This window comes from Microbacterium aurum, assembly GCF_016907815.1.
Lineage (GTDB): Bacteria > Actinomycetota > Actinomycetes > Actinomycetales > Microbacteriaceae > Microbacterium > Microbacterium aurum.
Window position 1 is genome coordinate 1,954,083 of the sequence record NZ_JAFBCQ010000001.1, and the last position, 17,591, is coordinate 1,971,673.

The 17,591-nt window shown below is 72.2% G+C and carries 16 protein-coding genes and 1 tRNA gene; 7 read left to right on the forward strand and 10 right to left on the reverse strand.

The features are described from left to right. Positions 1–7: 7 nt before the first annotated feature. On the forward strand, positions 8–2,920 hold the full coding sequence (locus JOD60_RS09710; protein WP_076690439.1) for a UPF0182 family membrane protein: 2,913 nt from the start codon (positions 8–10) through the stop codon (positions 2,918–2,920). Positions 2,921–3,066: 146 nt separating this feature from the next. Here the strand turns inward: JOD60_RS09710 and JOD60_RS09715 are convergent, their stop codons facing one another. Genes JOD60_RS09715 through idi form a run of 7 tightly spaced genes read right to left on the reverse strand, consistent with a single transcriptional unit; the run spans position 3,067 to position 8,690 of the window. Next, positions 3,067–3,939: a prenyltransferase gene (locus JOD60_RS09715; RefSeq protein WP_076690440.1), complete on the reverse strand. Its 873-nt coding sequence runs from the start codon at positions 3,937–3,939 to the stop codon at positions 3,067–3,069. After that, positions 3,936–4,295: a lycopene cyclase domain-containing protein gene (locus JOD60_RS09720; protein WP_076690441.1), complete on the reverse strand. Its 360-nt coding sequence runs from the start codon at positions 4,293–4,295 to the stop codon at positions 3,936–3,938. Before JOD60_RS09720 ends, JOD60_RS09715 begins: the two co-directional genes overlap by 4 nt. After that, on the reverse strand, positions 4,292–4,639 hold the full coding sequence (locus JOD60_RS09725; protein WP_076690442.1) for a lycopene cyclase domain-containing protein: 348 nt from the start codon (positions 4,637–4,639) through the stop codon (positions 4,292–4,294). Before JOD60_RS09725 ends, JOD60_RS09720 begins: the two co-directional genes overlap by 4 nt. A 1-nt stretch (position 4,640) precedes the next feature. Next, positions 4,641–6,227 carry a phytoene desaturase family protein gene (crtI, locus tag JOD60_RS09730; protein ID WP_076690443.1) on the reverse strand — a complete coding sequence of 529 codons (1,587 nt, stop codon included), beginning with the start codon at positions 6,225–6,227 and terminating at the stop codon, positions 4,641–4,643. Further along, entirely contained in the window at positions 6,224–7,072 is an 849-nt protein-coding gene (locus JOD60_RS09735) for a phytoene/squalene synthase family protein (RefSeq protein WP_076690444.1), read from the reverse strand. Before JOD60_RS09735 ends, crtI begins: the two co-directional genes overlap by 4 nt. Next, positions 7,069–8,145: a polyprenyl synthetase family protein gene (locus tag JOD60_RS09740; RefSeq protein ID WP_084201974.1), complete on the reverse strand. Its 1,077-nt coding sequence runs from the start codon at positions 8,143–8,145 to the stop codon at positions 7,069–7,071. The genes JOD60_RS09735 and JOD60_RS09740 overlap by 4 nt, the downstream gene beginning before the upstream one ends. Next, the gene (gene idi, locus JOD60_RS09745; RefSeq protein ID WP_076692154.1) at positions 8,127–8,690 is read right to left on the reverse strand and encodes an isopentenyl-diphosphate Delta-isomerase; all 564 of its coding nucleotides are present in this window, start codon (positions 8,688–8,690) and stop codon (positions 8,127–8,129) included. Before idi ends, JOD60_RS09740 begins: the two co-directional genes overlap by 19 nt. 64 nt (positions 8,691–8,754) lie before the next feature. Between idi and JOD60_RS09750 the strand changes: the two genes are divergently transcribed. Beyond that, complete coding sequence (locus tag JOD60_RS09750) at positions 8,755–9,228, forward strand: MarR family winged helix-turn-helix transcriptional regulator (protein WP_372430947.1); 474 nt, start codon at positions 8,755–8,757, stop codon at positions 9,226–9,228. 89 nt (positions 9,229–9,317) lie between these two features. On the opposite strand, the gene JOD60_RS09755 is transcribed toward JOD60_RS09750, so the two are convergent. Further along, positions 9,318–9,391, reverse strand: a tRNA-Met gene (locus tag JOD60_RS09755). Positions 9,392–9,483: 92 nt separating this feature from the next. Between JOD60_RS09755 and JOD60_RS09760 the strand changes: the two genes are divergently transcribed. Beyond that, positions 9,484–9,996 (forward strand): DUF6328 family protein, encoded by a 513-nt coding sequence (locus JOD60_RS09760; RefSeq protein ID WP_232321742.1) that lies wholly within the window; start codon positions 9,484–9,486, stop codon positions 9,994–9,996. Next, positions 9,993–10,796 (forward strand): carbon-nitrogen hydrolase family protein, encoded by an 804-nt coding sequence (locus tag JOD60_RS09765; protein ID WP_076690445.1) that lies wholly within the window; start codon positions 9,993–9,995, stop codon positions 10,794–10,796. The genes JOD60_RS09760 and JOD60_RS09765 overlap by 4 nt, the downstream gene beginning before the upstream one ends. 10 nt (positions 10,797–10,806) lie before the next feature. Here the strand turns inward: JOD60_RS09765 and JOD60_RS09770 are convergent, their stop codons facing one another. Further along, positions 10,807–12,018, reverse strand: coding sequence for an aminotransferase class I/II-fold pyridoxal phosphate-dependent enzyme (locus JOD60_RS09770; protein WP_076690446.1), 1,212 nt, complete (start codon positions 12,016–12,018; stop codon positions 10,807–10,809). A 101-nt stretch (positions 12,019–12,119) separates the two neighbouring features. On the opposite strand from JOD60_RS09770, the gene JOD60_RS09775 reads away from it, so the two are divergent. The 3 genes from JOD60_RS09775 to JOD60_RS09785 all read left to right on the forward strand — a co-directional run bounded on the left by JOD60_RS09775 (position 12,120) and on the right by JOD60_RS09785 (position 16,480). Continuing rightward, complete coding sequence (locus JOD60_RS09775) at positions 12,120–13,679, forward strand: S1C family serine protease (RefSeq protein ID WP_076690447.1); 1,560 nt, start codon at positions 12,120–12,122, stop codon at positions 13,677–13,679. 81 nt (positions 13,680–13,760) lie between these two features. After that, a complete protein-coding gene (locus JOD60_RS09780; RefSeq protein ID WP_076690448.1) occupies positions 13,761–15,017 on the forward strand; it encodes a CDP-glycerol glycerophosphotransferase family protein in 1,257 nt (418 codons plus the stop codon). Then, on the forward strand, positions 15,014–16,480 hold the full coding sequence (locus JOD60_RS09785) for a CDP-glycerol glycerophosphotransferase family protein (protein ID WP_076690449.1): 1,467 nt from the start codon (positions 15,014–15,016) through the stop codon (positions 16,478–16,480). The genes JOD60_RS09780 and JOD60_RS09785 overlap by 4 nt, the downstream gene beginning before the upstream one ends. A gap of 10 nt (positions 16,481–16,490) precedes the next feature. Here JOD60_RS09785 and JOD60_RS09790 read toward each other — a convergent pair whose 3' ends face one another. Further along, positions 16,491–17,513 (reverse strand): glycosyltransferase family 2 protein, encoded by a 1,023-nt coding sequence (locus tag JOD60_RS09790; protein WP_076692158.1) that lies wholly within the window; start codon positions 17,511–17,513, stop codon positions 16,491–16,493. Positions 17,514–17,591 lie beyond the last annotated feature (78 nt).

The window sequence follows — 17,591 nt, forward strand, 5'->3', positions numbered from 1 at the left end:
TGGACGGGTGACCACGACCTCAGCGCCGAACCAGGCCACGCCCAATCCCCTCCGTCGCGCGATCGCGATCACGCTCGCCGTCATCGCCGCCATCGTGGTGGGGTTCTTCGTCTTCGCGAGTCTCTACGCCGACTGGCTGTGGTTCGACCAGCTGGGCTTCTCGAGCGTGCTGTGGACGCAGTGGACCGCGCGTGTGGTGATGTTCGTCATCGGGTTCCTCGCGATGGCCGTGCCGGTGTTCGTGGCGATCCAGCTCGCGTACCGGCTGCGCCCGGTCTACGCACGGCTGACGTCGCAGCTCGACCACTACCAGGAGGTCGTGGAGCCCCTCCGGCGCCTGGCCATGTGGGGCATCCCGGTCTTCTTCGGGTTCTTCGCCGGCTTCGCCGCATCGGCGCAGTGGGAGACCGTGTGGCTGTGGGCCAACCGCGTGGACACGGGTGTCCCGGACCCCCAGTTCCAGATGGACACCGGGTTCTACCTGTTCTCGCTGCCGTTCTTCACGACGGTGCTCGGCTTCGCATCGGCGGTGCTGCTCGTCTGCCTCATCGTGACGGCGCTGGTGGCCTACCTCTACGGGTCGGTGCGCGTCGGGCAGCGGGAGCTGCGCATCTCCAAGGCCGCGCGCATCCAGCTCGCGGTGCTTGCGGGGCTCTACCTGCTCGTGCAGGCGGTGAGCCTCTGGGTCGACCGGTACAAGACCCTCACGTCGCAGGGCGATCGGATCACCGGCGCCAGCTACGTCGACGACCACGCCATCATCCCGGGCCTGACGATCCTCGCGATCGCGGCGGTCATCGTCGCGGCGCTCTTCTTCGTCACCGCGATCGTGGGGCGCTGGCGCTTCCCGCTGATCGGCACGGGCCTGCTCATCATCTCCTCGCTGATCGTCACCGTCGCCTACCCGTGGGTGCTCTTCAACGTCTCGGTGCGCCCCAACCAGGAGACGCTCGAGAGCCCGTACTACCAGCGCAACATCGACGCCACGAAGGCCGCGTACGGCATCGACGGGCTGGAGAAGAACGACTTCCAGGCGGTCACCGACGTCGAGCCCGGGCAACTGCGGGCCGATGCCGAGACCACGGCATCCATTCGCATCATGGACCCCGCGATCATCTCGCCGACCGTGCGGCAGCTCGAGCAGTACCGGGCGTACTACAAGTTCACCGACCCGCTCGACGTCGACCGCTACCAGATCGACGGGCAGAGCCAGGACACCGTCGTCTCGGTGCGCGAGCTGAACATGGACGAGCTCGGCCAGGCGGCGTCGTGGTACAACACGACCCTCGTATACACCCACGGCTACGGCATGGTCGCCGCGAAGGGCAACGAGCGCACCGCCGACGGCAACCCCGTCTTCGTCGAGCGGGGCATCCCCACCACCGGCGCCCTGACCACGGGGGAGGAGTACGAGCCGCGGGTCTACTTCGGCGAGTCCTCGCCGACGTACTCGATCGTCGGCGCCCCGGAGGGTCGCGACTCGATCGAGCTGGACTATCCGCGCGGCACCGACGGCGGTGCGCGCACCACGAACACCTTCTCGGGCAACGGCGGGCCGAACATCGGCGATCCGTTCAACCGGCTGATCTACTCGCTGAAGTTCCAGTCCACCGACATCCTCTTCTCCGACGCGATCAACGAGGAGTCGCAGATCCTCTACGACCGCAGCCCCGTCGAGCGCGTGCAGAAGGTCGCGCCGTACCTCGAGCTCGACAACGACCCGTATCCGTCGGTGGTCGACGGCCGGATCGTGTGGATCATCGACGGCTACACCCTGAGCGCCGACTACCCGTACTCGCAGGTCGTGAGCCTGCGCGACGCGATCAGCGACACCACCAACACGACGCCGCGCGTCGCGCTGGACGACGTCAACTACATCCGCAACTCCGTCAAGGCGACCGTGGATGCGTACGACGGCTCGGTGACGCTGTACGCGTGGGACGAGACCGACCCGCTGCTGCAGGCGTGGCAGAAGGTGTACCCGTCGACGCTGAAGCCGGTCTCGGACATGAGCGGCGACCTCATGAGCCACGTCCGCTACCCGACCGACCTGTTCAAGGTGCAGCGCGCCATGCTCGGCACCTACCACGTCGACGACGCGCAGTCGTTCTACCAGCGCGACAACGCCTGGAAGACGCCGGACGACCCGACCCAGACGAACCCCGTGCTGCAGCCGCCGTACTACCTGACGATGCAGATGCCCGATCAGGATGCGCCGAGCTACTCCATGTTCACGACGTTCATTCCCGGCGGCGACGACACGCGCAACGTCCTCATGGGCTACCTGTCGGTGGACTCGGATGCCGGGGCCGAGGACGGCACGAGGAACGAGAACTACGGCAAGCTCCGGATGCTGGAGATCAACGCCGAGACGCCCGTCCCGGGCCCCGGTCAGGTGCAGAACACGTTCAACGCCGACCCGGACGTCTCCGCGTTCATCAACATCCTCAAGCAGGGCCAGTCGGAGGTGCTCAACGGCAACCTGCTGACCCTTCCGGTCGGTGGCGGCCTGCTGTACGTGCAGCCGGTGTTCGTGCAGTCCTCGGGCTCGACGAAGCTGCCGACGCTGCAGAAGGTGCTCGTGGGCTTCGGCGACCAGATCGCGTTCGAGGACACCCTGCAGGGCGCGCTGGACGTGCTCTTCGGCGGCGACTCCGGCGCGAACGCGGGCGACGGTGGCACCGAGGTCACCCCGACGCCGGCACCGACCGAGTCCGGCGAGCCCGGTGACGGCGGTGCCACCGACGGCGGTTCGGGCACCGGCACGGACGTCGCGTTCCAGGCGGCACTGCAGGAGGCGCAGCAGGCGATGCTCGACCGCCAGGCGGCGCTGACGGCGGGCGACTGGACGAAGTACGGCGAGGCCGATGCCCGGCTGACCGCCGCCGTCGAGAAGCTGCTGCAGCTGAGCGGCGACTGACCCGCATCCTCGTCGCGAGCCGGTCCGCTCCTCGAGCGGGCCGGCTTTCGCCGAGCGGGCCCGCTACGGCGGGCGGGAGCGGGCGCACTCGACGACATTGGGCGCACTCGGCTTGACGCCGCTCGGCGGAGTCAGGTGTGGCGGGGTCAGGCGCCCAGGGCGTACCAGATGAGGAGCAGCGTCACGGCGAAGCCGGTGAACTGGTTGAGCCAGAGAAAGCGATCCCAGCCGCGGGTGGCGGTCGCGGCATCCGCGTCGGCGACGCTGCGATACGGCCAGACCGTCGCCAGGTACGGCACCGCCAGCAGCGCCGCCAGGGGGCCCGGCCAGCTCGCAGCCAGCATGACGAGGCCCGCGAGCGCGTAGCAGCCCAACGCAAGACGGACGGTGCGCTGCGCGCCGAACGCGGTCGCGATGGAGCCGATGCCCGCCTCGCGGTCGGCGACGACGTCCTGCACGGCGCCGAACGCGTGTGAGGCGACACCCCACAGGGCGAATGCCACGATGATCGCCGCGAGCGGCCAGGTCCAGGTCGCGCCGGCGAGGACTAGCCCGTAGACCGCGGGGGAGAAGAAGTGGATGCTGCTGGTGACCGAGTCCGCCACCGGACGCTCCTTCAGGCGCAGCGGAGGCGCGGAGTAGAACACGACGAAGAACAGGCTCGCGGCGAGCACGAGCCAGGATGCGGGCGACCCGACCGCGACGAGGAACGCGACGAACGGGGCGCACGACAGTCCCGCCGCCCAGAGGGTGATCCGGTGGAAGCGCCGGTCCAGAACCGCGCCGTGCGCACCGCCCTTGCGCGGATTGCGGAGGTCCGACTCGTAATCGAAGACGTCATTGATCCCGTACATCGCGAGGTTGTACGGGATGAGGAAGAACAGGGTGCCGACGATGAGCACGGCATCGATCTCGCGCGTCGTCAGGAGGTAGGCGGCCGCGAAGGGGTAGGCCGTGTTGACCCAGCTGACCGGGCGCGACGCGACGAGCAGCTGACGGATGGTGGCGACCGCGCTCACGAGGCGGGCTCTTTCGGGTTCCGCGCCGCGGAGCCGGCGGTCCGGACGTTGCCGGGCCGCCGCAGGAGGTCCGCGATCGCGGGCAGCAGGAAGGCCGCGACGACCGGATAGGCGAGGTCTTCGACGGGGGCGAGTCCCACGCGGATGCCGCTGATGAGGTGCTCCGGGTAGGTGAACAGGCCCGCCGCGACCATGAGGTTGTCGAAGACGATCGTGAGGAGCACCAGCACGACCGCCGTGACGGCGGAGGCGGCCAGCCGCCGCCCGAGGCGGGGCCGGCGCACCCGCACGGCGGCCGCGGCGACGACGATCGCGGCGAGGAGGGCGAACGGGACGATGATGAGCGCGTACGTCACGGTGCCTCCGCCGAGCGGGTCGCCGGATCACGCCGACGGGTGACGCGCCGCCGCGCCGCGGCGTCGACGACGAGGGCGAGGTAGCACAGGAAGGCCAGGAACACCGGCTCCTCGAGCGGCAGGTGCGGCGCGAGGTCGAGGCCGAGCAGCGCGGGGCTGTCGCCCTTGACGAAGACCCCGGTGGCGATGCCGACGGCATCCCACGCCACGAAGAACGCGGTCCCGAGGACGATCGCGCCGGCGGTGCGCCCCGGCGCCGCCCAGAACGCGAGGCGGAAGCGCGCATCGAGGGCGGCGATGCCTGCCGCCGAGACGAGCAGGGCGAGGAGGTACAGTCCCGGCACGTCAGACCGTCCGGTCGGTCGCGCGGGTCGTCCCCGGCTCGGGCAGCCGGGCCGCCGTGGCGTCTCCGCGCAGGCGCTTGGCGACCAGTTCGGCGGAGATGAGGCACATCGGCAGTCCGATCCCGGGGAGGACGGAGGTGCCGGCGTAATAGAGCCCTGCGACCTTCCGCGAGGCGTTGCGCGGACGGAAGAGCGCACTCTGGCGGAGGGTGTGGGCCAGGCCCAGCGCACCGCCCCGCCACGCGCCGAGGTCGGCCTCGAAGTCGGCGGGCGCGATCGTCCGGCGCACGCGGATGCGGGAGGCGAGATCGGGGATGCCGGTCCACTCGGCGATCTGCGCGATGACGCGGTCGGCGGCGGCCTCGATCGCGGGCGCCCCGGCCCCGTCGACACCGCCGTGACCGAGCGCGGGGTCGGCCGGCATGGGGACGAGGACGAAGAGGTTCTCCCCACCGGCGGGGGCGACGGTCACATCGGTCGCGGACGGGCGGCAGACGTACAGCGACGCCGGATCGGGGATGCGGGAGCCGTCGCCGCGGCCGAACACGGCCCCGAAGTTCTTGCGCCAGTCGCGGGAGAACAGCAGCGTGTGGTGGGCGAGCGCGGGCAGCTCGCCGTCGACGCCCAGCAGCACGAGCAGGGCCCCCGGACCCGGATTGCGCCGCCGCCACCACCGCTCGGAGTAGGTGCGCTGCGACGGGGGCAGCAGGCGGGTCTCGGTCGTGTGCAGATCGGCCGCCGACACGACGACGTCGGCGTCATGGACGGTGCCGTCCGCGAGGCGGATGCCGGTGGCCCGCCCGGCATCCGTCATGATCTGGGTCACCGGCGAACCGGTGCGGATCTGCACGCCCTGCGCCCGCGCAACACGGGCGACGGCGGCGATGACCTCGGTGAATCCGCCGCGGGGGTACAGCACGCCCTCGTCGAGGTCGAGGTGGCTCATGAGGTGGTACAGGCTCGGCGCGTCGAACGGCGAGGTGCCGAGGAACACCGCCGGGTAGCCGAGGATCTGCCGGAGCACCGGATCGCGGAAGCGTCGGGCGACGTGGCGGTGCAGCGAGCGGACGAGGAGGGGGACGAGGCGGGGGAGCTGCCGGATCACGGCGCGGTCGCGCAGCCCGCGGGTGGAGGTGTACGGGTCGTAAAGGAATCGCGAGACCGCGAGCCGGTAGGCGTCGGCCGCGGAGTCGAGGTAGGCGTCGATACCCGCCCCCGCTCCCGGCTCGCGGGACTCGAACAGCGCGCGCGTGGCCGCCCGTCCCGAGACGACGTCCACCGGCGTCGCAGGACCTGCGCCCGCGTCCGGCTCGGGGTAGACACGGTAGGCGGGGGTGAGCGGCACGAGGTCGAGTTCGGCGGCGGCCGTCGTGCCGCACAGGCGGAAGAAGTGCTCGAAGACCTCGGGCATGAGGTACCAGCTGGGGCCGGTGTCGAACCGGAACCCGTCCTGCTGCCACGAGCCGGCGCGTCCGCCGATCTCGTCTCGCGCCTCGTGCACCGTGACATCCCACCCGTCGCGGGCGAGGAGCGCGGCGGTCGCGAGTCCCGCGATCCCGGCGCCGACGATGACGGCGGAGCGGCTCATGCGACGCGCTGCCGCGGCGGGAGGCCGATGACGGCGCGCGCCGCGATCGAGGCCTTGACGGGCGCGGGGACCGACACGCGCACGCTGTCGTCGGCGACGCGCAGCCGCCGTGCGAGCTCGGCGAACAGGCCGTGCGCGGTCGCGACGGCACGGCGGCAGTCGGCGGGGAGGTCGGGGATCGCGCGAGCCGCCGCGGCGAGGTCGGCGTCGATCCGGGCGAGCACGGCCGCGCGGTCGCCGCGGTCGCCCTGCAGGCCCAGGTAATCGCGGCCCAGTCGGCTCTCATCGTCGGCGCGGTCGCGGAGGAAGTTCACGTCCTGGAACGCCGCCCCCAGACGCCGCGCGCCCTCGACGAGGTGCGGCGCAGGGGCGAGCGGCGTCCGCCGTCCGGCGTTCACGAAGACCTGCAGGCACATGAGGCCGACGACCTCCGCGGAGCCGTAGACGTAGGCATCGTGCGACGCGCCATCGTGCTGCGTGCGGGTGAGATCGGTGCGCATCGAGGCGAAGAACGGCCGCACGAGCTCGTCGTCGATGCCGCACTCGCGGGCGGTCAGGGCGAAGGCGTGCACGACGAGATCGGTGCTGAACCCGCGGTCGATGGCGGCCAGGGTCTCGGTTTCGAAGGCGTCGAGCAGCAGCCGCTGCGTGGTCGCCGGGACGCCGGCGCTCTCGGCGGCGCCGTCGACGATCTCGTCGGCGACGCGGACGAGGGCGTAGACGCTCCGGACGTGGCTGCGCACGCGGGGACCGAGCAGGCGGCAGGCGAGCGCGAACGAGGTGGAGTAGGCGGCGATGACGGATGCCGCGGCATCCTGCGCGCAGCGATCGTAGAGGGTCGTCACGGGATGCGCCCCTCGATCGCGGCGGCGACGGTCGCGAGGAGTGTGACTGCGGCGGCCGGCAGCTCCGGCGAGGCAGCGTGCCCGCGGGCGCGCCGCAGGCGGTCGGTCACGAGGGCGACGAGATCGTCGCGGGCGCCGCTGGCCTCCAGCTCGCGCTGGGCGCGCCGCACGGCGATGGGGCCGGTGTGGGCCACGGCGAGTGCCGAGCTGACCTGGGGCCACGAGGCGGTGTCGCGGGCGAGCGCGATGAGCGGGGTGCGCTTGGCCTCTCGAAGGTCTGCGCCGGGGGCGCGCCCCGCTTGCCGGCGGGTGCCGAAGGTCCCGATGAGGTCATCGACGAGCTGGAACGCCAGTCCCAGGTCGGCCGCTGCCGCCGCCAGTGGCTGCCGCGCGGCGTCGGGGGCGCCGGCGAGGATGGCACCGGCCAGGAGCGGAGCTTCGAAGGAGTACGTCGCGGTCTTGTCATGGGCCGCGCTCAGCAGCGCGTCGGTGCCGGGGCAGTCGGCACGGGCGGCGTGTTCGACGTCGGCGAGCTCACCGGCCGCGGAGACGAGCATCGCCTCGTCGAGCAGGTCGAACATCGCCGCGCGGGCGCCCTCGTCGATCGCCGCGGTGGCGACCAGGCGCGACGCCTCGAACAGCAGGAGGTCGCCGGCCAGCACGGCCGCGGCGTCGCCGACAGCGGCGGCCTGACGCGCGTCGGCGCCGTAATCGCGGGCGCGGATGCGGAAGCGTCCGCCGACAGTGGGGGCGCCGCGCCGCTCCACATCGCCGTCGATGAGGTCGTCGTGCACGACGAACGCGGTGTGCAGCAGCTCGAGGGCCGCCGCGACGTCCCAGACGCCCGGCTGGCGGTCGGCGTCGCCGTCGAACGCGCGGAAGGCGGCGACGAGCAGCGCGGGGCGCAGTCGCTTGCCGTCGGCCGCCGCCGCGCGCGTGGCCGCCCCGAGGGCCGCGGCGCCGTCGCCCAGGCGCGCGGAGCGCTGCTCGAGCCGGGACAGCGCCGCCGTGATCGCGGCATCCACCCGCTCGCGGGAGGGGGCATCGAGCGCGATCACGACGCCCGGTCCCATCGCGCCGCCGGCGGCGCCGGGGTGTCGAAGATGCCGAGCTGCTCGGCCTGCAGCACGAGCCAGGGGCTGAACGCCCACGGCGTCGCCCGCAGCGAGACCGCCAGGTCGGCGGGGTCGACCCACTGCGCGTCGGCGACCTCGCGCGGGTTCAGTCGCGGTTCCGCGTCGACGAGGGCGGTGTAGACAGGGCAGATCTCGTACTCGACGATGCCGCTGGCGTCCACCGCGCGGTAGCGGAATAGGGGGAGGGCGAGCCGCACGTCGTGCAGCTCGAGGCCGAGCTCCTCCGCGGCGCGCCGGTGGACGGCGTCGGAGACCGGCTCGGCGGGACGAGGGTGGCCGCAGAAAGAGTTGGACCAGACGCCGGGCCAGGTCTGCTTGTCGAGCGCCCGGCGCGTGACGAGCGTCTCGCCGCGTGAGTTGTAGACGTGGCACGAGAAGGCCAGATGCAGGGCGGTCTCGGTGCCGTGGACGCTCGCCTTCGGGGCGGTTCCGATCTCCTGCCCGTCCTCGTCCAGAAGCACCACGTATTCTGTCGCCGACACCATCTTCTCCCTATTGCTAGTTTAGCTAGCGATTTCCAGTGATACTACCTTTGAACGAGGGGAGGTGTCCACCGTGGTGGAGAGATGGGTGCCGCGCACCGAGCGCGATGAGCTCGTGATGGCGGCGATGGCCTCGGTGCGCTCGTTCACCGACGCCATGGACCGGATGCACGGCGGCATCCGCTCGGACATGGACATGAACGCGACCGACCTCGCGGCGCTGCGCATGCTGATCGTGCGCGAGCAGCGGGGGGAGTGGGTGTCCCCGCACGAGATCGCCGAGCACCTGGCGATCTCGACCGCGTCGACGACGAAGCTCCTCGACCGGCTGAGCGAGAGCGGACACGTGGAGCGCCGCCCCCACCCGCACGACCGACGCGCGCGGATCGTGGCCATCACCGAGCACGCCCGCCGCGAGTTCTACCGCCGTTTCGGGGAGCGGATGGTGCGGATGCGCGAGTCGATGGCCGACTACAGCGATGATGAGCTGCGCGCCGTCATCCGCTTCCTCGGCGACATGGAGGAGGCCTTGGGCTGAGACCGGCGCCGCCGTCGGCTCCGCGCTGCGGGAGGACGCCCGAACCGGAAACGAAGAAGGCGCCCCGTGCGGGACGCCTTCTTCTTTCGTTGCGGGGACAGGATTTGAACCTGCGACCTCTGGGTTATGAGCCCAGCGAGCTACCGAGCTGCTCCACCCCGCGGCACGTTGAATAGCCTAACACGGGTTCGAGGCGGCGGTCGCATCCGGCGGGCGTCGTTGCCCTCCGACGGCTGAGCGCGCCAGGATGAAGGCATGACCGAGCCCCCGATGCTGCGCGACCGCGTGCCCGGGGACGACCGCGCCGACGGGCGCGACGAGACACCCAACGAGCGCGCCGACCGCAACTGGACCGAAGTGCTGCAGGAGCTGCGCGTCCTGCAGACCGGCACGCAGATCCTCACCGGGTTCCTGCTGGCGCTCGCCTTCCAGCCGGCGTTCGCGGATCTCGATCAGGGTCAGCGCGTCTTCTACCTCGTCCTCGTGGTGCTCGCGACACTCAGCGCGGTGATCGCGCTGGCGCCGGTGGCGCTGCACCGCATGGTGTTCGGCCGCCGCGAGAAGGGAACGGTCGTGCGATACGGCCATATCGCGCTCATCACGGCGCTCGTGACGGTGTCGGTGCTGCTGGTCGGGGTGGTCGCCTTCGTCTTCGACGTCGTGCTGGGGGCGGCGGCCTCATGGATCATCGGCATCGCCGCCGCGGTCGTGCTCATCACCCTCTGGGGCATGGTCCCGGTCATCCTGCGGGTGCGGGGGCGATCGTGAGCGAGGATGCCGTCGGGATCGCCGTGGCGCAGTTCGCCCCCACCGCCGACACCGCGGCGAACCTCCGCACGATCGCGGATCTCACCGCCCGTGCCGCGGCCCGGGGCGCGAAAGTCGTGCTCTTCCCCGAGTACGCGAGCTACTTCGTCGACCCGTTCGACCCTTCCCTGGCCGCGCACGCGGAGGACCTGGACGGCCCGTTCGCGCAGACGCTGCGGGAGATCGCACGCCGCCACGGGGTCGTCGTGGTCGCCGGGCTCGTCGAGCGCGGGGAGGGAGAGCGGGTGCGCAATGCCGTCATCGCGGTGGATGCCGAGGGCCTCCGCGCGGTGTCGCGCAAACTGCACCTGTACGACGCGTTCGGGCAGCGCGAATCGGACTGGGTCGAGCCGGGTGAGATCACCGATCCGCAGACCTTCGAGGTCGGCGGTCTGCGGTTCGCCCTGATGACGTGTTACGACCTGCGCTTCCCCGAGGTCGCGCGGCGGCTCGCCGACGCCGGCGCCCACGTCGTGCTGGTGGCCGCGGAATGGGTGCGCGGTCCGCTGAAGGAGCACCACTGGCGGACGCTGCTGCGCGCCCGGGCCATCGAGAACACCCTGTACGTCGCGGGCGCCGATCACCCGCCACCCCTCGGCGTGGGCGCCTCCGTCGTGGTCGATCCGCAGGGTGTGGAGATCGCGGGTATCGGCACCGGCACGGACGTCGCGGTCGCCTTCGCGGATGCCGGCAGCGTCGAGCGGGTGCGGCGCGTCAATCCGGCGCTGTCCCTGCGGCGCTTCCGCGTCGACCCCCGCTGACCTCGTCGGGTCAGGCGTCGGCCAGCGCCGCCAGTCGGCGCCCGGCCTCCGCGATCACCTCGGTGCGCTTGCACGCCGCGAAGCGGACGAGACTCGCGTACTGGCCGCGTCGCTCGGTGGAGGCGAACGCCGTGAGCGGGATCGCGACCACCCCGGCGCGCTCGGGGAGCGTGCGACAGAAGTCCGCGGCATCCGTGCCCGGGGCCATGAGATCGGCGGCGTCGGCCACCGTGAAGTACGACCCGGCGGCGACCGACACGGCGAAGCCGGCAGCGCGCAGGCCCTCGCCGAGGAGGTCACGCTTGTCGCGGAGCGTCGCCGCGGCACCGTCGAAGTACGCGTCCGGGAGGCCGAGAGCCGCGGCGATCGCGTGCTGGAACGGCGTGCCGTTGGTGTACGTGAGGAACTGCTTGACCGCCAGGACCGCGTCGACGAGGTCAGCGGGTCCCGTGACCCACCCGATCTTCCAGCCGGTCGTGGAGAACGTCTTGCCGGCCGACGAGATCGACAGGGTGAGCGCGGCGGCCCCCGGCATCGTCGCGATCGGCGTGTGCGGGCCGTTGAAGACGAGATGCTCGTAGACCTCGTCGGTGACGATGATGGCGTCGTGACGGTCGGCGAGACGGACGATCTGCTCGCGCACGGCGGCCGAGAAGACGACGCCGGTGGGATTGTGCGGGTCGTTGACGAGGATCAGCCGGGTGCGGTCGCCGACGGCCGCCGCGAGCTCATCCGGATCGGGCTGGAAATCGGGCCACCGCAGGGGCACCGTGACGAGCTTCGCGCCGGCGAGTGCGACGCACGCGGCATAGGAGTCGTAGTACGGCTCGAACACCACCACCTCGTCGTCGGGGGAGTCGATGAGGGCGAGAAGCGTCGCGGCGAGTGCCTCGGTGGCGCCCGCCGTGATGAGGACCTCGCGGGCAGGATCGAGCTCGATGCCGTAGAAGCGTCGCTGATGGTCGGCGACCGCCTGCAGCAGGGCGGGGACTCCGCGGCCGGGGGCGTACTGGTTCTCCCCGGCGGCGATGGCCGCTGCGGCGGCGGCGAGCACCTCCGCGGGACCGTCCTCATCGGGAAAGCCCTGCCCGAGGTTCACCGCGCCCGTCCGCAGGGCGAGGCCCGTCATCTCGGCGAAGATCGTCGGCGCCGCCGCGCCGTCGGGCGACAGCAGGCCGGCACCGCGCGCGGTGCGGCGCCATGCTCCGGGAATGTCTCGCATCGCGCTCAGGCTACATGCATAGGCTGCGCCGGGTGGCGGCATAAGCAACGCACAGGAACCCGCGTCATCCTGGTGTCGTTCCGGGAAGAAGGAAAGCAGCCATGAGCGAGAACATCCCCTCCAACGTCGAGCCCCAGCCGGGTCAGGACGCCGCATCGCAGGATGCCGCGGCCACCCCCGCGCGCCCGCCGCTGCCGCAGCAGCCGGCCGCCCACGCCGCCGCGGCGCCGGCCGGCCAGCCCGCCGCCGCGCCCGCGCCGCAGGCCGGCGCCCAGCCGTACGCGTCGCAGGCTCCCTACACCGCGCCGAGCGCCCCCGCTGGCGCGCCCGCCTACGGTCAGCACGGCCAGCACGGCCAGTACGCGCAGCAGCCCACCGACGCCTACGCGACGGCCCCGGCATCCGGACTCCCCACCCAGGGTCACAGCCTGCACGGGCACGACGCGGGCGCGAGCGGTCACACCGCGGCTCCCGGGGCGAAGGTCGGTGCCGGCAAGATCGTCGGCATCATGGTGGCCGCCGCCCTCGTCGGCGGCGCGGCCGGCCTTGGCGGTGCCGCCGCGGGGACGTCGTTCTTCGCGCAGCCGCAGACGGTCGTCACCACCGGCCCCGGCGCCGTCACGGTCAACAACACCGACTCGGTGAACCAGACCACCGCGATCGCGGCGAAGGTCGTGCCGAGCGTCGTGACTATCTCGGCATCCTCCGGATCGTCGGGCGGCACCGGCTCGGGGGTCATCCTGAGCGAAGACGGCTACGTCGTGACCAACACGCACGTCGTGACACTCGACGGCGAGACCTCCGACGCGAAGCTCACGGTCACGACCTCGGACGGCAAGGTGTACTCCGCCACGATCGTCGGCACCGACCCGACCTACGACCTCGCGGTCATCAAGCTCGACGACGCGTCGGGTCTCACGCCCATCACGTTCGGCGACTCCAGCAAGCTCAACGTCGGCGACCAGACCGTCGCCGTCGGCGCCCCGCTCGGACTGTCCAACACGGTCACGACAGGCATCGTCAGCGCGCTGAACCGTTCGATCCAGATCGCCTCGTCCGCCGCTCCCGAGGGCGACGACACGCAGCAGGGCCAGGGCGACTCGCCGTTCCAGTTCGACTTCGGTCAGGGCCAGCAGCAGTCCTCCGCGACGAGCACGATCTCGATCGCCGTCATCCAGACGGATGCCGCGATCAACCCCGGCAACTCCGGCGGCGCACTGGTCGACGGTGAGGGCAAGCTCATCGGCATCAATGTGGCGATCGCCTCGACCGGCAGCTCCAGTTCGAGCCCGTCCGGGTCGATCGGGGTCGGGTTCTCGATCCCGTCCGACATCGTCAAGCGCATCACCGACGAGATCATCGCCGACGGTGCCGCCACTCACGGCCTGCTGGGCGCCGGCGTGATGGACGCCGCCGCGCAGGAGGGCGCGACCACCGCGGGCGCCTACATCAGCGAGGTCACCGCCGGCGGCGCCGCCGCCGAGGCCGGGCTACAGAAGGGCGACGTCGTGACGTCGTTCAACGGGGTGCCGATCAGCGACGCGACCGATCTGACCGCTCAGGTGCGCGCCCTCGCCGCCGGATCGAAGGCGACCATCGTGTACGAGCGCGACGGCAAGACGCTGTCGGCGACCGTGACCCTCGGCACGCTCACGCAGTAACACTCGACACGCGGCCCCGGCGTCATCGCGACGCCGGGGCCGCTCGAAAAAAAGGACGCCACCGGACGATAGGCTCGCCGGGTGGCGTCCTTCTCGTTCGGCGCCGGCAACGCCGGGAAGCTCCTTCGCATCCCGCTGTACGGACTCGGTCGCGCGCTGACCTTCGCGATCCCGCGCACGCGCGACCTCTGGGTGTTCGGGTGCGCCGTAGGGCTCGCCGACGGGGCGTGGGCGCTGTGGGAGCACGCGGCGGACCGCGGCGAGCACGCGGTGTGGCTCACCGGCAGTCCGGCCGAGGACGCGGAGGCGCGGCGCCGCGGCATCCCCTCGGCTCGCAAGGGTTCGCTGCGCGGACTCTGGCTCACCGCGCGCGCTGCGGTCACCGTCGTCACCCACGGGTTCGGCGACGTCAACCGTTACGCCGCCACCGGCGGGGTGATCGTGCAGCTGTGGCACGGCATCCCGCTCAAGCGCATCGGGCTCGACGCGCCGGTCACGACGCAGGCGCCCCTCCCCGGTGCGCCGGCGGTCGTCCGCCGCGCCCTGGGACGCCTGCTGGCGACGTCGTACCGGCGCACGCAACGCCGCATCCGGGTGCTGCCGGCGGCCTCCGAGATGGTGCGGGGGCGGCTGGAGTCGGCATTCGGACTTCCCGACGACCGCGTCCCGGTCACCGGCGAGCCGCGCGTCGACGTTCTCTCGCGGGGGACGGATGCCGAGCGCCGGGCGTTCGCCCGGGCGCGGCTGACCGAGCTCGTTCCGGGCATCGGCGACCGTCGCATCGTGCTGTACGCCCCGACCTGGCGCGACGGCGCGCCCGACCCGGCCGCGCCCGATGCGGCGCAGGCGGCGGCGCTGCGGACCGTCCTGACAGACGCCGAGGCGATCCTCCTCGTCCGCTCGCATCCGCTCGGCGCGGGAGACTACGCGGCCGCCCTCGGCGCCGGGGGGCGGATGCTGGGCAGCGACCTCGTGGTCGACGTCACGCCGCTGCTACCCGCCGTCGACGTGCTCATCACCGACTATTCGTCGCTGGCGTTCGATGCCGCGCTCGTCCCGGTTCCCACGCTGTTCCTCGCGCCCGACCTCGCCGACTACGCGCGATCCCGCGGGTTCTACGGCACCTACGCGGAGGTCGCCGGCGACGACATCGCGCAGGACTGGACGCAGGCGACGGCGCTCGTGCGGGCTGTCCTCTCCGACCCCGCTGAGCGGGATCGCCGGGTCGCGCGGGCGCGGGCGCTCAGCGCGAGGGTGCACGCGTTCGATGACGGCGAAAACACCGCGCGCGTGTACCGTGCCGTACAGGCCGCCCTGGCCGCAGAGAGGCGTTCATGACGATCACCGCCCGCATCGACATCGATCCGGCTCCCGCGCTCGTCCTGCACGGTGACGGCACCGCTCCCGCCGCGGCGGAACTCGTCGGGCGTCGCGCCCGCGTCGCCGCGACGCCGCAGGATGCCGGTGAGGGCCAGTGGTCGGTGGAGCTTCCGCTCGCCGCGGCGCGGTGGGGCAGCCAGCCGCTTCCGCTGCCGAGCGGGGCGTACGAGGTGCGCCTCACCGACGCGGACGGCGCGGTGCGGGAGGTGCCGGCGACCGTCGCGGAGGCGGCCGCGGCGACACTGCGGGCACGCCTGGACGGCGATCGCCTCACGGTACGGCCGCCGATCGACCCGGCGTACGACTCCGGGGAGGGTCAGGCGGCGCTCGAGCGCCGCTACGCGACGCGCCCGCCCGGTGCGGAGCTGGAGAACGCCGTCTTCTTCGAGAGCTTCTACGGCCGAAACGCGAGCTGCAATCCGCGGGCCATCGACCGGGAGCTCGCCCGTGTCGCTCCGGGTGTCACCCGCTACTGGAGCGTCGTGGACCTGTCGGTCGCCGTGCCGGAGGGCGCCATCCCGGTGATCGAGGGCAGCCCGCAGTGGTGGCGGGCACGGGGAGCGGCCCGCCTGCTCGTCGTCAACGACTGGCTGCGTCGGCGGTACACCCGCCAGCCGGGCCAAGTCGTGCTGCAGACCTGGCACGGCACGCCCCTGAAGCGCCTCGCGCTGCACCGGCCCGGGTTCGATCCGCGGCGGATCGTCGCGGTGATCCGCGAGAGTCGCCGGTGGGACGTGCTGCTGGCGCAGAACGCCTACGGCGCCCGCATCCTGCGCAAGGCCTACGTCTTCCTGCGACGCCCGATCTGGGTGGAGGGCTACCCCCGCAACGACGTGCTCGTCACCGGCGACGGCGCCGCCGTCCGGGCGGCGCTGGGGATCGCGCCGGACGCCCGCGTGCTGCTCTACGCGCCGACGTGGCGCGACGACCGCGACGAGATCGTCGACTTCCTCGATCTGGAACGACTCGCCCGCGACACCGACGCCGTCGTGATCGTGCGGGGCCATTCCCGGACGCTGCTCCCCGGTTCCGATGCGGAGGGCGCCCGCGTCATCGACGTGACGGCGTACCCCGACATCTCCGAACTGCTCGTCGCCGCCGACGCGCTCATCACCGACTACTCGTCGGTCATGTTCGACTTCACCGCGACGGGGAAGCCCGTGTACTTCTTCACGCCCGACGTGGAGCACTATCGGGGGGAGCTGCGCGGGTTCTACTTCGATCTGGCCGCGCACGCGCCCGGACCCCTGACCGCGACCCAGGCCGAGCTCACCGCCGCTCTCAATGATCCCGACGCGGTCTCGGCCGTCGCCGACCGCTACGCCCGCTGGCGCGACCGGTTCAACGCACGTGACGACGGACACGCGGCGGAGCGCGTGGTCGCCCGCATCCTCGACCAGGGGTTCGTGGATCGCGCCTGAGCGCGCGCGTTCAGGGCAGCGGCGTGTTGCGGTCGAGCCGTGAGGTGTCGACGTTCTCGCGGGCGCCGCGCGCCGCGCCGATGAGAAACCCGCTGCCCCACGCCAGGTGCATCGTCGGGATGACGACGAGGGTCCACAGGCGCTCACGGAGGCCCGGGCCGGCCCGGCGGCTGCACGCGTACCCGAGGACGAGGAGGGCGTACGCCACGAGGGGCAGGTAGACGACGGATGCTGCGAGCGCGGCCGTACCGGCGAGCACGCCCGTCGCCTGTAGGAGGCCGACCACCAGGGCGATCAGCACGAGCAGCACGAGGGCCGGCGGTGCGAAGAAGCGCAGGGAGTTGCGGCGGCCGTAGCGGCGCACCAGCTCACCCCGCCACGTGCCCGTCGAGCGGAACTGACGGGCCAAGCGCGACCACCGCTCGCGCGGCCAGTACGTGACGGCGAGGGCCGGGTCGAACCACACGCGATACCCGGCGCGGCGGATGCGGAGGTTCAGCTCCCAGTCCTCACCGCGGCGGATCGTCTCGTCGAAGAGCCCCACCTCATCGAGGACCGCCCGCCGCATGACGCCCAGATACGCCGACTCGGCAGGGCCTGCGGCGCCACCGGAGTGATACGCGCCGCCACCGAGACCGATGGGGGAGTTGTACGCGCGGGCGACGGCGCGCTGGAAAGGGGTGCGGCCGTCGGCGCGCATGACGCCGCCGACGTTGGCGGCGCCGGTCGCGGCGAGGGTGGCCAGCGCGCGTCGGGTGTAGCCGGGCTCGAGCTCGGAGTGCGCGTCCACGCGCACGATCGTGGGGTGGATCGCGGCGCGGATCGCGAGGTTCAGGCCCACCGGGATGTCGGCCTCGGGGTTGGCGATCAGGCGCACCCGCGGGTCGGTGGCCGCCAGGCGCTCGGCGATCTCGTCCGTCCCGTCCGTGGACGGGCCGAGAGCCAGCACGACCTCCGCCGGGCCGTCGAGCTCCTGCTCCAGCACGCTCTGCACCGCGCGCTCGAGGTACGCCCGCTCGTTCAGCACCGGCATGACGAAACTGACCCCCGCGTCCGCCGGGGGAACGGGGGCGTCCCGCTGGCGGTGATCGTCGTCGTGCACCCGTCGATC